Genomic DNA, 13,796 nt, shown 5'->3' with positions numbered 1-13,796 from the left:
GGCCGGTGCGAGTGAGATGTACGACGGTATTGACGATTGAGCCAGTATGGCAAGACCTGCAACCAGATCTCACGCTTTCCTGGATTTCCCCCCGATGTACGTGATGCTCATTATTTTTGGTGACTTGAACGTATTGAGCGTATTTGCCCCATCTTTTTGAGCAGTCGGTCGGCCGGCTGGAACAGTTCCGGCCGTGACTGCACCGCGTTGCGCAGCGCCCGGACCGGGGCGCGGCGCGCCCGGTGTCCGAACGCCACCGGGTGGCGGCGCGTCACCCAGCCCTCGGAGACGCTCAGTTCACGCGTCTTGAGGGAGTCCTTGTACTCCTTCTGGCCCCGGCCGAGATCGAGGTAGGCGATGCCGTCGGCGGCGGCCGCCTCGGCCATCCGCAGGTGCAGCACCAGGCCCGGGGAGTACTTCGCGTACGCCGGGTCGTACGCCGGGAACCAGCACGCCAGGACCCGCTCGGTGCGCAGCCCGAAATGCGCGGCGACCGGCTCGCCGCCCGCGTACAGCACCGACAGGACGCCCGCGAACGGCGCGGAGCGGGTGTGGAAGAGACGGGTGACCAGGGCGGTGATCCAGGCGTGCGCGAAGCGGTCGCTGCGCCCGGTGCGCCGGTACTGCGCCGACTTCCAGGTCATCAGGGTGGCCAGCGCGGCCGGGTCGCGCTCGTCGTGGACGTAGGTCACCGGGCCGGCGTCGCGGCCCAGCCGGCGGTCCTTGGCGAGGGTGGTGCGGGTGAACTTCGGGGAGCGGACGCGCAGTTCGCGCAGATAGGCGTCGTAGCCCCGGTCGAGGTCCAGCACCGGGGACGGGAAGGCGCCGGCGGCCTCCGCCTCGAACGGCCGCTGACCCGTCACCAGATGGTCGAACTCCCAGACGGCGAGCCCGCAGGCCCGCAGCAGTGCGTGGGCGTCCCAGGTGAAACCGGGCCGGTGCACCACGCCCTGGCAGTCGGAGACGCCGAGGCCGACCGCCCGGCCGACCCCGCCGGCCGATCTCTGGAACGGGAAGAAGGCCACCGGCTCCCCGCCCTCGCGCACCACCGCGATCCTGACCCCGCGTCTGCACCGGCCCACCGCGAGCGCGAACTCCGGTGCCAGGAAGGGGTTGGCCAGCTCCGCCGCGCCGTGCAGGTGGGCCTTGGACTGCCACGCGGTCCACACGGCCCGGTCGGCGGCGCTCAGTTCGCCGGGGCGGTACACGCTCACGTCCACGTCACACGCCTCGTCTTCTCACCGCACGGGCCCGCCACCGCCCCACGGCGACCGACAGCAGGACCAGGGCGCTGAAGGCGCCCACGGCCACGATCCCGCCGTTCACCGACCAGCGGTGCACGGCCAGCATGCCCTGGGCCACCAGCATGTCGACGGCGACGGCGCCCGCCAGCGAGACGAGCGCCCGGGCGCCCGGGGCCAGTCCGCGCAGCAGCGCGGCGAGCGCGGCGGCGGGCGCGGCGAGCAGGAAGAAGAGGGTCGTGGGGCCGCGCAGCGGTGAGCCGGAGCCGGTCAGCGCGAGCAGCGCCCCGAGGCCGGCGACGGCCGTCGCGGCGCCCGCGAGCAGCGGCGACAGGTCCCTCCCCGGACCCGGCCGAGCCCGCTTGGCGCCGTCCGTCGCGGCTGTCGTGACAGGGATGGTCTGCATGGGCGACTTTGCCCCCCGAAGCGCCGGATGCCGGGCTTCAATGTCGCGCAGTCGCGCGGGGCCGTCAAGACGCACCCACCACCCGTGAGGGTGGCTCCCGGCTCACGAAACCCGCTCGCCGCGGCTTGCTGACGGAGTGTCGGACATCTGTACGGAGCCCCTCGCCGCAGTTGAACGCCGGAGAATTTTTGACATGAACACTTCCTGTCAACGCGCGTAGCCGGTATCACAGTTGACGCAGAGATCCTGCTACAGGGAGGGTTCCATGAGACGTTTCCGCATCGCCGCCCGTGTCAGCTCGCTTCTCCTCGCCGCCGGCCTGGCCCTGACCGGAGCGGCCGCCGCGCAGGCGTCCCAACAGGGCGCGGCCGCAGGCGGATACGTGGCCCTCGGCGACTCCTACTCCTCGGGCGTGGGCGCCGGCAGCTACATCAGCTCCAGCGGCGACTGCGACCGCAGCACCAAGGCGTACCCCTACCTCTGGAACGCCGCGCACGCCCCCTCGTCGTTCTCCTTCACCGCCTGTTCGGGCGCCAAGACCGACGACGTCCTCGCCAACCAGCTCGGGTCGCTCAACTCCGCCACGTCCCTGGTCTCCCTCACCATCGGCGGCAACGACGCCGGCTTCGCCGACGTCATGACGACCTGTGTGACCTCGTCCGACAGCACCTGCGTCTCCCGCATCAACACCGCCCGGTCGTACGTCACCTCGACGCTTCCCGGCAAGCTCGACAACCTCTACTCGGTGATCCGCAGCAAGGCGCCCTCCGCCCGCGTGGTCGTCATCGGCTACCCGCGCTTCTACCAGATCGGCCAGGTCTGCCTCGGCCTGTCCGACACCAAGCGCTCCGCCATCAACGGCGCCTCCGACCTCATGAACAGCACCATCGCCAAGGCCGCCGCCAACCACGGCTTCGCCTTCGGCGACGTGCGCACCCCCTTCACCGGACACGAGATCTGCTCCGGCGACTCCTGGCTGCACAGCGTCAACTGGCTCGACATCGGCGAGTCCTACCACCCGACGGCCGACGGCCAGGCCGGCGCCTACCTCCCGGTCCTCACCAACGCCGCCTGATCCACCCGGCGGCCCCGCGTCCGGCGCACGAGACGGAGACCCCGCACCCGGGGTCTCCGTCTCGCTTCGCGGCCGAACTCCCGCCCGGCGCACGGCGAGACGGGCCACGTGAGATGGCCCACGTTCGCGCCGCCGCCGACGCCCGGACGGACGCCCGGACGGATGCCCGGACCACCGCCGACGGCGACGTCCGGACCGCCGTATCGGAGTGATCGCTTCCGCCCGCGAAGGGCGCGCGGCGCTCACCCTGAGCGGGCGCCCGGCTCCACCGCGTGGCAGCGCGCCCCGGCTCCGGGCCGCGCGCCCCGGCGCACCACCGCGATCCCCCGGGCTTCTCGCGGGCTTCTCGCGGGCTTCTGGCGGATTCGCCGCTGACTTCCCGCGGGCGACCCGCCTCCGTCCGTCGCCGGCCACGCCAACTCGGCGGCATCACTGGCCGTAACCGTGGAACCCTAAGAGGGGCCGGCCCGGCCCGACGGCCAGCCGATTGTCCAACTCGCCGTGAAATCGGTCGGATTCGGAGAGTAGTCGTCAACACCCTTACGGGGAAGGTGAATCCTGTGACCGCGATACCCGCAAGCCTCCATGGGGAGATAGGGTTACTCTGCCCGGGCCGGGTGGACTCGTACGGGTGGGGAGTGACATGGAGCAGATAACAGTGCGCAGCAGGGCGAGGGTCCCTGCGATCACCTGCGGCAGCAGCGCGACCAGCTCGCGTCTCGACCGCCATCTCGCGGTGCTGGGCGGCCCTGCCATCCCGCAGCGCGAAGCGGCCGAGGCGACCTTGCTGATGCGCGAGCTGACCGCGCGTGACACCGCGCACGACCGCACGGGCAGGGGCGCACGGGTGAGCCGGGTGTCGCTGTTCGCGCCCCTGCGCCGGCTGCGCCGCTCGCTGTTCGGCGGTCGCTGACCGCGCCGGCGCCCTCCGGAGACGTCCCGGCGTCCCCGGAGCCGCTCGGCGGCATCCGCGATCAGGCCGTCCGCGATCAGGCCACCACCCCGTCCCGGCGCAACGCCGCGATCTCGTCGGCCGGCATCCCCACGGCTCGCAGCAGCGCCTCGGTGTGCTGCCCCAGCGCGGGTACGTCCCCCATCCGCGCCTCGGCCCCGCCCGGCAGGGTGATCGGCGGCAGCAGCGCCCGAAGCGGCCCGGTCGGCGTCCCCACCTCCCGCCACCGCTCCCGCGCCGCCAGCTGCGGATGCCCGGCCACCTCGTGCACGTCCCGCAGGCGCGCGCAGGCGATTCCCGCGCCCTCCAGCCGCGCCTGCGCCTCGTCGGCGCCCAGCGCGCCCAGTGCCTCGCCGACCAGTTCGTCCACGCGCTCCCGGCGCTCCACCCGCGCCGCGTTCGTCGCGAACGCCGGGTCACGAGCCAACTCCGGCCGCTCCAGCACCTGTTCGGCGAGCCTGCGCCACTCCCGGTCGTTCTGCACCGACAGCAGCACCCGCCCGCCGTCCGCCGTGCCGTACGCGTCGTAGGGCGCGATTACGGCGTGCGCGAGGCCGGTGCGCGCCGGGGCGCTCCCGCCGTGCATCGCGTGGTGCAGCGGATGCCCCATCCACTCGGCCAGCGCCTCCAGCATCGACACCTCCACCTGCCCGCCCCGCCCGGTCGTGCCGCGCCGCACCAGCGCGGCCAGCACCCCCGAGAAGGCGTACATGGCCGCCGCGACGTCCGCCGCCGGGATGCCCGCCTTCACCGGCTGCCCGGGCGTCCCGGTCACCGACACCAGACCGGCCTCGCACTGCACGAGCATGTCGTACGCCCGCTTGTCCGCGTACGGGCCGCCCGCGCCGTAGCCCGAGATGTCCACGGCGATCAGCCGCGGGTGCGCGGCGCACAGGGCGGCCGCGTCCAGGCCCAGCCGGGCGGCGGCGCCCTGGGCGAGGTTCTGCACGAACACGTCCGCGTCCGCGACCAGCCGCCGCACCACCGCCAGGCCCCGCGGGTCCTTCAGGTCCAGCGCTATCGACTCCTTGCCGCGGTTGCACCACACGAAGTGGGAGGCGAGACCGCCGGCCGCGGTGTCGTAGCCGCGCGCGAAGTCGCCGCCGTCGATCCGCTCGACCTTGATCACCCGGGCGCCGAGATCGGCGAGCTGCCGGGTGGCGAAGGGGGCCGAGACGGCCTGTTCGACGGCGACGACGGTGATGCCCTCCAGGGGCGGGGGAAGCTGGTCCATGCGCTGGATCATGACCCGCGCGCGCCCGCCTTGTCAGCAGCGTCCGCCCCCGGCGGGCCGCGGCTCAGCGCTCGCCGCGCGCGTACCGGCGCACGGCCAGGGGCGCGCACAGCGCGATCAGCAGGACGCTCCAAGCCAGCGTTCCGGCGACCGGGTGCGCCACCGGCCAGGCGGCGCCGTGCGGGACGGGGGAGCCGCCGAACAGACCGCGCAGGGCGGCCGTGACCGCGCTGATCGGGTTCCACTCGGCCAGGGCGCGCAGCCAGCCGGCCAGGTTGCCGGTGGGGATGTAGGCGTTGGACAGCAGCGGCAGGACGAACGTGGACGCGCCCAGCTGACCGGCCGCCTCCTCGCTGCGCGAGAGGAGTCCCAGCAGGATGCCGGCCCAGGTGCACGCGAAGCGGAACAGCAGCAGCAGGGCCACCGCGCCCAGCGCCCGCACCGCGCCGCCCTCGATCCGCCAGCCCACCGCCAGCCCGACCAGCAGCAGCGGCACCGTGCCGAGCGCGGTGACGACCAGGTCGGCCGCCGCCTGCCCGAGCGGCACCGCCGCCCGGCTCACCGGCATGGCGCGGAAACGGTCCGCCACGCCCCGGTGCGTGTCCTGCGCCGCCTGGAACATCCCCGTCATGATCCCGCCCGCCGCCGTCGCCGCCAGCAGCCCGGGCACCAGGAAGGCGCGGTACTCCCGGCCGGGCATCGCCAGCGCGCTGCCGAAGACGTAGCCGAAGAACAGCAGCATGTTGATGGGCATGATCTGGGTCAGGATCGCCAGGCCCGGGTTGTTGCGGACCCGGCGCAGCTGCCGGCCCGTCATCGCCAGGCCGTCGTACGCGAGCGCGCTCATGCCGCGGTCTCCTTCACGGGGGTGTCTTCGGTCAGCCGGAGGAAGACGTCGTCCAGGGTGGGCGGCCGGAGGCGGGCGTCGAGCAGCAGCACGCCCGCCGCGTCGAGTTCGCGCACCAGCCGGGGCAGGGTGAGCGTCGGGTCGGCACAGACCGCGCCGACGGTGGCCCGCTCGTGGTCGAGCACCGGTCGCGCGCCGGTGAGCCGGTCCAGCACGGCCGCCGCCCGCGGCAGCTCGGCGGCGTCGGCGAGGACGGCCTCGGCGTGCGTGCCGATCAGCGCCTTGAGCCGGGCCGGGGAGCCGGTGTGCGCGACCCGCCCGCGGTCCACCACGGCGATCTCGTCGGCCAGCTGGTCGGCCTCCTCCAGGTACTGGGTGGTCAGCACCACCGTGGTGCCCCGCTCCTTCAGCTCGCGCACGGCCTCCCGGATGCGGTTGCGGCTGGCCGGGTCGAGGCCGGTGGTCGGCTCGTCCAGGAACAGCACGGCGGGCCGGCGCAGCAGACTGGCCGCCAGGTCCAGCCGGCGGCGCATCCCGCCCGAGTAGGCCGAGGCGCACCGCCCGGCGGCCTCGGTGAGGCCGAACCGCTCCAGCAGCTCGTCGGCGCGCGCCGCCGGGTCCGGCACGCGGTGCAGCCGGGCGAACAGCCGCAGGTTCTGCCGACCGGTGAGATCCACGTCGACGGAGGTGTCCTGGCCGGTCACCCCGATCGCGCGGCGCACGGCGGCCGGCTCGCGCACCAGGTCGAACCCGGCCACCCGGGCCGAGCCCGCGTCCGGCCGCAGCAGCGTGGTCAGCAGCCGCACGGCCGTCGTCTTGCCGGCGCCGTTGGGCCCGAGCACCCCGCAGACCGTGCCCTCGGCGACCGCCAGGTCCAGGCCGCGCACGGCATGGACCCGACCGAACCGTTTCTCCAGACCTTCACTCAGTACAGCGTACGTAGAAGTCATGGCCCGACCATAGCGCACTACGTACGCCGTACGTAACTACGATGGTGGGGCGAGGTGGTGAACCATGGCCGGCCGTACGGCCCGACCCGAAGTGATCTGGGCCCGTCCGGAGCGGACCGGCCGGGGCCCGAAGCCCGCGTACACGCGCGCCGACGTCGCCGCGGCGGCCGTGCGGATCGCCGACGCCGGCGGTCTGGACGCGGTCTCGATGCGGCACGTCGCCGCCGAACTGGGCTGCGGCACCATGTCGCTGTACAACTACGTCCCCCGCAAGGAGGACCTGTACGAGCTGATGGTGGACGCCGTCAGCGGCGAGCACGAGCTGTGGGAGCCGAGCGGCGACTGGCGCGCCGACCTGCGCCGGGTCGCGCACCAGTCACGCGAGCTGATGCGCCGTCACACCTGGCTGCCCCGCCTGATGTCCGGGATCTACGGCTTCAGCCCCAACGCCCTGCGCTATCTGGAGCACTGCCTGACCTGCCTGGACCCCCTGGAGGCGGCCTCCGGCACCAAGATGGAACTGATCGCCATGCTCAACGCCGTGGTGACCATGTACGTCTCCAACGAGCTGGCCACCGCCGAGCGCACCCGCTCCCTGCCCTGGTCGGAGGCGGAGGAGACCGCCGTGCGGATCGCCTACCTGGGCGGCCGGGTCGCCACCGGCGCCTACCCGCGCTTGGCGGCGGCCTTCACCGAGGACGCCGGCCCCATCGACCTGGAGGCGGTGTTCGAACGGGCGGTGACGCGGGTGCTGGACGGCTTCGCGCCGCGCGGCTGAGGCGCGCGGCGCCGCGCCGGGGACGCCCTCAGATCAGGGCGAACTGGCCCTCGGGGCCCTCCTCCTGGTGGTCGAGGACGGTGGCCGGCCGGCGCGCGGACTCCGGCGCCGGCAGCACGCCCGCGGCCCGCAGCTCGGCGGCCCCGACCGGGTCGGGCACCGCCTGCGGCGGTTCGGGCCGGGCCTCGGCGAGCAGCGCCAGGACCGTGATCAGCTCCAGCAGCTCGGAGGTCCACGCCTGCGGCCAGGCGGCCGGACCGATCGCCGCGAGGCCGTCCGCCCCGGCGGGCCCGGTGCGGGCCGCGAACCACTGCTCCAGCACCCGGCCGGAACCGGTCTCGAAGTCCCAGGCCGCCGCCGGCACCGGTGAGACGCGGCCCTCGTCGAGGTACAGCGCCTCCTCGTCGCGGTCGTAGCGCAGGGCGAGCGGCCGGGGCGGCAGCGGCGCGCGGACGTAGGGGCGGCGGCCGCCGGGCAGCTTGGGGCGCTCGCCGTCGCGCCGCATCAGCCACAGGGCGCGGCGGCCCGCCGCCACACCGGCCGCCCAGCGCTCCGCGTCCCCGGTCAGCGGGACGACGGGGCCGTCCGGCGCCGGCCGGGCCGCCGTCAGCGTCCAGGCGAGCAGGTCCTCGGGCGCGGGCGCGTGCCCGAGGCGGGCGGCCAGGTGCTCCAGCAGACCGGGCGCGAGATTCGGCTCCCGGCCCGCCGGGCGGCGGTACAGCGGGCGGATCCGGGCCGGGCGGACCAGCGGGACCAGCGAGGTGGCCAGCAGCGGCGGCTGCCCGGCGCCCGGGGCGGCGGGCGTCTCCACCACGAACACCTGCCGGGCGTCCGCCACCCGCCACAGCTCCGGCCGGGCCGCGTCGATCAGCCGGTGGTCGGGGATCAGCCACCGCTCGTCGAAGGGCGCCGCCAGCACCCGCACCGGCTCCGGGCACGGACCCGAGGCCCGGATCAGCTTCTCCGTGCCGCCCGGACGGCCCGGCAGCTGGCCCACGGCCGAGTACGCGGTGCGCGCCCGAGTCGGCTCGAACAGGGCCGCCCGCTCCGCGCCCGCGGCCCGCAGCAGAGCCTCCCAGCGGGCCCGCAGACAGGCGTCGTCGGGAGCCGTCGGCCAGCCCCGCCCGAGTCGCGGCGGTGCGACGGACCACGGCATGAGGTCCGCCAGCGGCGGAGCGTCGTCGTCGTACGGCACGCCGGGAATCGTACGGCCTGCGCGCTTCGGGCGGGAAAGGGGCGGGGGCGCGCTCAGGTGGCCTCCAGGGTGACGGTGAACGAGAAGCGGTCGCCGCGGTAGTTGATGACCACCACGTCCAGCGGGCGGCCCGCCGTGTCGTAGGTGACGCCCGTGTAGTGCAGGATCGGGCTGAGCAGCGGCACATCGAGCAGCCGGGCGGTCTCCGGGTCGGCCAGCCGCGCCTCCACGGTGTCCGTGATCCGGCTGATGTCCGCGCCCACCACGTCCCGCAGCACCTTGGTCATCGGCCAGCGCACCAGATCGCCCGGGGATATCCGCCGCGCCAGCTCCGGACGGACGTAGTTGCGGGCGTGGTTGGTCGGCTCGCCGGTCTTCTCGTCGCCGCGCAGCCGGTGGTACGTCGCCACCTCGCCGAGATCCGGGAAGAACTCGGCGAGTTCGGCGGGCACCGGCGCCGTGCCGTGCGCCAGCAGCTCGGTCGTCATGCCCGACTGCTGGGCCACGATCGCGTCCACCGAGCCCAGCAGCCGCACGGGCGCGCCGCGCAGCGCCGCGGGCTCGATGAACGTGCCGCGCCGCCGGTGCCGGCTGATCAGCCCCTCGTCCTCCAGCTCCTTCAGCGCCTGCCGCATGGTCAGCACGCTCACCCCGTAGTGCCCGGCCAGCTGCTCCTCGGTGGGCAGGCGCAGCGGATCGCGGGACGAGCGGCCGAGGATCGAGGCGCGCAGCGACTGCGACACCTGGTACCACAGCGGCAGCTTGCGGTTCAGGACGATCGAATCCGGGGCGAAGGAGGTCACGGGGCCATCCGTACCGGTAGGGGCCGGTCAGTGCAAGGTCGGCGCGGGATCAGCGCGCGGGGCGGAAGTGCCGCTCCATGCCCTGCCAGACGTCGTCGTAGGCCCCCTGGAGATGGTCGGCGCGGGCCGCGTGCGGGGTCAGCGTCACCGGCCAGCGGGTCTCGAACATGAACGCCAGCCCGTCGTCGATCTTCTGCGGCCGCAGCTCGGCCGCGCTCGCCCGGTCGAAGGTCTCCCGGTCCGGCCCGTGCGCCGACATCATGTTGTGCAGCGAGCCGCCGCCCGGCACGAAGCCCTCCGCCTTCGCGTCGTAGGCGCCCTCGATCAGGCCCATGTACTCGCTCATCACGTTCCGGTGGAAGTACGGCGGCCGGAAGGTGTCCTCGCCCACCAGCCAGCGCGGCGCGAACACCACGAAGTCCACCCCGGCGAGCCCCGGGGTGTCGCTCGGCGAGGTCAGCACCGTGAAGATCGACGGGTCCGGGTGGTCGTAGGAGATCGTCCCGATCACGTTGAAGCGGCGCAGGTCGTAGACGTACGGCAGGTAGTTGCCGTGCCAGGCGACGACGTCGAGCGGGGAGTGGTCGTAGGTGGCGGTCCACAGGTTGCCGCAGAACTTGTTCACCACCTCCACCGGCCCCTCGGCGTCCTCGTAGGCGGCGACCGGCGCGCGGAAGTCCCGCGCGTTGGCGAGGCCGTTGGCGCCGATCGGGCCGAGGTCGGGCAGGCGGAAGGCGGCGCCGTAGTTCTCGCAGACGTAGCCGCGCGCGGTGGCGTCGAGGAGCTCGACGCGGAAGCGCACGCCGCGGGGGATCAGCGCCACCTCGCCCGGCTCGGCGTGCAGCCGTCCGAACTCCGTGTGCAGCAGCAGCCCGCCGCTCTCCGGGACGATCAGCAGCTCGCCGTCCGCGTCGCTGAAGACGCGCTCCATCGAGGAGTCGGCGTGGTAGAGGTGCACCGCCATGCCGGTGCGCTGGGTGGCGTCGCCGTTGCCGCCGAGCGTCCACAGGCCCTTGACGAAGTCGGTGCCGGGCTCCGGTTCCGGCAGCGGGTTCCAGCGCAGCCGGTTGGGGTCGGGCACCGCCTGGTTGAACGGCGCGGTGCGCAGCCGGCCGTTGCCGGTGCGGACGAACTTCGGGTGCGCGGCCGAGGGGCGTACGCGGTAGAGCCAGGAGCGGCGGTTGTGCGCCCTCGGCTCGGTGAACGCGGTGCCGCTGAGCTGTTCCGCGTAGAGCCCGAGGGGCGCGCGCTGCGGCGAGTTGCGGCCGTCCGGCAGTGCGCCGGGAACGGCCTCCGAGCTGTGCTCATTGCCGAATCCGGAGAGGTAGGCCAGTGCCTCGGCCCTCTTGCGTGCGTCCCCGCTCATCTTCGCTCCCTTGCGGACTGATTCCTATGGAACACCGTAGGATTGCGTTTTCGCCGGCGCAAGAGGGCCTCGGTCGCCCTTCGGGCGGAACCGGAACCCGACTTCAGGGGGATTCGGCTCGTCGCACCGTTGTTCTACCCTCCGGTCATGACGTCGAGGACGCGCGGATCTCTCGCCGCGCTCGCGGTCTGCGCCCTGCTGTGGGCCGGACCGGCCGGCTGCGGTGCGGGCGGTGCGCGGGGGAGCGGTACGCAGGAGAAGTCGCCCGCACCCGTGGGCAAGGTCATCGATCACACCGACGAGGAGGGACGCCCCTACCGCGAGGTGGCTCGGCAGGAGGCGCCCGAGGTCGGCGTGGAGGTACGGCCCGACGCCGACGGCAGCTGGGACGTGCGGCTGACCGTCCGGCGCTTCCGCTTCTCGCCGGCCGGCACGGCCGCGCGGGCGGCGGCGGGCCGCGGTCTGGCCCGCCTGCTGGTGGACGGCCGCCCCGTCGGCCGCCTGCGCGCCCCCGACTACCGCCTCTCCGCCCGCCTCGTCCCACGCGGCACCCACCACGTCACCGCCCGTCTCTACGCCGACGACGACACGGTGTGGGCGGTGTCGGGCAGCGCGGTCCAGAGCACGGCGGACATCACGGCCTCGGGACCGGCCTCGGGACCGGCGCCGGGTGCGGGGGCGTCCTCGGCTGCTGGTCCGTCGTCGGGGGCAGGCGCGTCGGCGGGAGCGGGGCCGTCGGCGGGTGTGGGCTCGTCCTCGGGTGCGCCGGGTGCCGGCTCGTCGGCGGGTGCGCCGGGTTCGGGTGCGCCGGGTTCGGTCTCGTCGGGCGGCGCGCGGAGTCCGGGCTCGTCGTCGGGTGCGCCGTCCAGGGCGATGGGGGCGGGGCCGGGCGTGCCGGGGGTGGCGGCGGAGCCGGGTCCGGTGCCGGGCTCGTCGGCCGGAACCGCCGGGACGGGGGCCGACGGTGGGCGGGCCGCGGGGTCCGCCGGAGCGTGGGGCACCGGTCGTCCGGACCTCGCCCCGGCCTCCGTACCGCCTCTCGCGGCCGTCCGCGCCGTCCTGGCCGCCACGTCCCCGGACCCGGCGGGGACATGGACACGCGCCGCCGGACCGGCGCCGGGATCCGCCCCGGCCACGGCGATCGCCCGGGCGCCGGCCGCCGACGTGACGCCAGGTCAGGTGCCGGACGTGACGCCAGGTCAGGCGCCGGCCGCCGGTCCGGCGGCGGCGCGTGCGGCGGGGTGCGCGGCGGCGGGTGGCGGAGGGCGCGGTTCACCCCGGGGGCCGGGGGATGCATCATGATGCCCGTGCACCAAGCGACCTCGCTCCGTCGCGCGCCCGTGCAGCGGCGCAGCGCCGAACGGCTGACCAGGATCCTCGACGCCTGTGCCGACCTCCTCGACGAGGTCGGCTACGACGAGCTGAGCACCCGCGCCGTGGCCCAGCGCGCGGGCGTGCCGATCGGCTCCGTCTACCGTTTCTTCGGCAACAAGCGGGCGATGGCGGACGCGCTCGCCCAGCGCAACCTGGAGCGCTACACCGAACGGGTGCTGGAGCGCCTCCAGCGGACCGCCGACGAGGCGGCGGGCGAGGACGCGGACCCGTCGGCGGGGGCGGGCGGCGGGCACTGGCACATCGCCGTGGACGCCGTCCTCGACGAGTACCTGGCGATGAAGCGCACCGCCCCGGGCTTCTCCCTCGTCGACTTCGGCAACCAGATCCCCCTCGGCACCCGCCACACCGAGCCGAACCACCGGGTGGCCCGCCGGCTCACCCAGTTGCTCTCCGGCTACCTGCGCCGGGAGCCCGACGAGAACCTGCGCCGGGTCTTCCTGATCGCCGTCGAGACCGCCGACACCCTCGTCCAACTCGCCTTCCGCCTCGACCCCGAGGGCGACGAGAAGGTCATCGAGGAGACCCGGGAACTGCTGCGGGCCTATCTGAGCCGCGTACTGGACTGAGCCGGGCGGGTGATCTTCGGCGGCGCGTCGGGCGGGGTTGCCGTGGCGGAGGGCGCGGGTGTGAAAGAGAGTCAGGTGAAAGAGCGATTTGTATGAAAATCGTCTGACTCGGAGGAGCGCGCATGCCCACCCTGACGATCCCACGGACCCTCGGCTCCCGCGCCGGCGCCGTCGCGGCCCTGACGGCCCTCACCGCGGTGGGCGCCTCGTGGCTGGCCGCGCCGGACGCCATGGCGCAGGGGGAAGCCGGCGACATCAAGATCCACCGCGCGGGCGTGCCGTTCGGCGTCTCCAAGGACGACCCCGTCGTCTGCCGGTTCTACCTCGACGCCGTCAACTTCGACGTCCTGCCCACCATCGGCTACACCATCCAGGCCCAGCCCCCGCTGCCCACCCGGGCCACCGTCACCGGCACCATCCCGCTCGCCAACGGCGCCGGCCACACCGACCCGCTGATGCTCTCCGACGGTCAGTACAAGCTCATCTGGACCGTGGCGGGCATCTCCAAGGAGAAGCTGTTCCGCGTCGACTGCCACGACGAGGAGCACCAGCAGGGCGCGCAGGGGCCGGGCCGTCAGATCGACGACCAGGGGCGCGACGACGGCGACCAGGGGCACGACGACAACGGCCAGCGCGGCGGCGGCGCGTCGGGCCATGACGACCGGCAGGGGCCGAAGGGCGGCGTGCACGCGGGCGGCGGCGGTCTGGTCAGCGCGGCCGACGCCTTCTCCCCGGTCGCCGGGGCCGCGGCCGTCGGCCTGGTCGTGGTCGGCGGGGTCGCGTACGTCCGGCTGATCCGCCGGCGCCCCCATGGCGCCGCGTAGGCGCCGACGCAGGCCCTGGTACCGGACCCGCGCCTACCGCCTGGTCAGGACGGGCGCCCTCGCGGCCGTCCTGGTGACGGCGGGGGTCCGGTGCGGGGGACACCACGAGCGCGACGCGCCGCACCGCGCGGCCGGCTCCACCGCCCCCGCCCGTCCCGGCGCCG

Annotated in this window: 14 protein-coding genes; 5 read left to right on the top strand and 9 right to left on the bottom strand. The window is 74.4% G+C overall.

Going from position 1 to position 13,796, the window contains the following annotated elements:
* Positions 1 to 110 precede the first annotated feature (110 nt).
* Positions 111 to 1,220: a GNAT family N-acetyltransferase gene (locus ABEB07_RS24835; RefSeq protein ID WP_345670369.1), complete on the bottom strand. Its 1,110-nt coding sequence runs from the start codon at positions 1,218 to 1,220 to the stop codon at positions 111 to 113.
* Between the two features lies 1 nt (position 1,221).
* Positions 1,222 to 1,647 (bottom strand): hypothetical protein, encoded by a 426-nt coding sequence (locus ABEB07_RS24830; RefSeq protein ID WP_345670367.1) that lies wholly within the window; start codon positions 1,645 to 1,647, stop codon positions 1,222 to 1,224.
* Between the two features lie 265 nt (positions 1,648 to 1,912).
* On the opposite strand from ABEB07_RS24830, the gene ABEB07_RS24825 reads away from it, so the two are divergent.
* The gene (locus ABEB07_RS24825; protein ID WP_164585302.1) at positions 1,913 to 2,722 is read left to right on the top strand and encodes an SGNH/GDSL hydrolase family protein; all 810 of its coding nucleotides are present in this window, start codon (positions 1,913 to 1,915) and stop codon (positions 2,720 to 2,722) included.
* Between the two features lie 643 nt (positions 2,723 to 3,365).
* Positions 3,366 to 3,635, top strand: a complete 270-nt coding sequence (locus tag ABEB07_RS24820) for a hypothetical protein (RefSeq protein ID WP_164585303.1) — start codon at positions 3,366 to 3,368, stop codon at positions 3,633 to 3,635.
* 76 nt (positions 3,636 to 3,711) lie between these two features.
* On the opposite strand, the gene ABEB07_RS24815 is transcribed toward ABEB07_RS24820, so the two are convergent.
* The 3 genes from ABEB07_RS24815 to ABEB07_RS24805 form a co-directional block, all read right to left on the bottom strand.
* The gene (locus ABEB07_RS24815) at positions 3,712 to 4,908 is read right to left on the bottom strand and encodes a CaiB/BaiF CoA transferase family protein (protein ID WP_345670366.1); all 1,197 of its coding nucleotides are present in this window, start codon (positions 4,906 to 4,908) and stop codon (positions 3,712 to 3,714) included.
* A 64-nt stretch (positions 4,909 to 4,972) separates the two neighbouring features.
* Positions 4,973 to 5,755 carry an ABC transporter permease gene (locus ABEB07_RS24810; RefSeq protein ID WP_345670365.1) on the bottom strand — a complete coding sequence of 261 codons (783 nt, stop codon included), beginning with the start codon at positions 5,753 to 5,755 and terminating at the stop codon, positions 4,973 to 4,975.
* The gene (locus tag ABEB07_RS24805) at positions 5,752 to 6,705 is read right to left on the bottom strand and encodes an ATP-binding cassette domain-containing protein (protein ID WP_345670364.1); all 954 of its coding nucleotides are present in this window, start codon (positions 6,703 to 6,705) and stop codon (positions 5,752 to 5,754) included. Before ABEB07_RS24805 ends, ABEB07_RS24810 begins: the two co-directional genes overlap by 4 nt.
* 64 nt (positions 6,706 to 6,769) lie before the next feature.
* On the opposite strand from ABEB07_RS24805, the gene ABEB07_RS24800 reads away from it, so the two are divergent.
* Positions 6,770 to 7,483 carry a TetR/AcrR family transcriptional regulator gene (locus ABEB07_RS24800; protein ID WP_345670363.1) on the top strand — a complete coding sequence of 238 codons (714 nt, stop codon included), beginning with the start codon at positions 6,770 to 6,772 and terminating at the stop codon, positions 7,481 to 7,483.
* Between the two features lie 28 nt (positions 7,484 to 7,511).
* Here ABEB07_RS24800 and ABEB07_RS24795 read toward each other — a convergent pair whose 3' ends face one another.
* From ABEB07_RS24795 to ABEB07_RS24780, 4 genes are all read right to left on the bottom strand, one after another.
* Positions 7,512 to 8,639 carry a type ISP restriction/modification enzyme gene (locus ABEB07_RS24795; protein WP_425589072.1) on the bottom strand — a complete coding sequence of 376 codons (1,128 nt, stop codon included), beginning with the start codon at positions 8,637 to 8,639 and terminating at the stop codon, positions 7,512 to 7,514.
* 92 nt (positions 8,640 to 8,731) lie between these two features.
* Positions 8,732 to 9,481 (bottom strand): UTRA domain-containing protein, encoded by a 750-nt coding sequence (locus tag ABEB07_RS24790; RefSeq protein ID WP_164584168.1) that lies wholly within the window; start codon positions 9,479 to 9,481, stop codon positions 8,732 to 8,734.
* A 49-nt stretch (positions 9,482 to 9,530) separates the two neighbouring features.
* A complete protein-coding gene (hmgA, locus tag ABEB07_RS24785) occupies positions 9,531 to 10,847 on the bottom strand; it encodes a homogentisate 1,2-dioxygenase (protein WP_345670362.1) in 1,317 nt (438 codons plus the stop codon).
* 572 nt (positions 10,848 to 11,419) lie between these two features.
* Entirely contained in the window at positions 11,420 to 11,848 is a 429-nt protein-coding gene (locus ABEB07_RS24780) for a hypothetical protein (protein ID WP_345670361.1), read from the bottom strand.
* Positions 11,849 to 12,145: 297 nt separating this feature from the next.
* Here ABEB07_RS24780 and ABEB07_RS24775 point away from each other — a divergent pair, with 297 nt between their 5' ends.
* Together ABEB07_RS24775 and ABEB07_RS24770 are read left to right on the top strand one after the other, a co-directional pair.
* On the top strand, positions 12,146 to 12,808 hold the full coding sequence (locus tag ABEB07_RS24775; protein WP_176148371.1) for a TetR/AcrR family transcriptional regulator: 663 nt from the start codon (positions 12,146 to 12,148) through the stop codon (positions 12,806 to 12,808).
* 122 nt (positions 12,809 to 12,930) lie between these two features.
* Positions 12,931 to 13,632 carry a hypothetical protein gene (locus ABEB07_RS24770; RefSeq protein ID WP_164583226.1) on the top strand — a complete coding sequence of 234 codons (702 nt, stop codon included), beginning with the start codon at positions 12,931 to 12,933 and terminating at the stop codon, positions 13,630 to 13,632.
* Positions 13,633 to 13,796 lie beyond the last annotated feature (164 nt).

This window comes from Streptomyces similanensis, assembly GCF_039543625.1.
Lineage (GTDB): Bacteria > Actinomycetota > Actinomycetes > Streptomycetales > Streptomycetaceae > Streptomyces > Streptomyces similanensis.
Note: the sequence above shows the minus strand (reverse complement) of the source record. Positions and strands in the feature narration are given on the sequence as shown.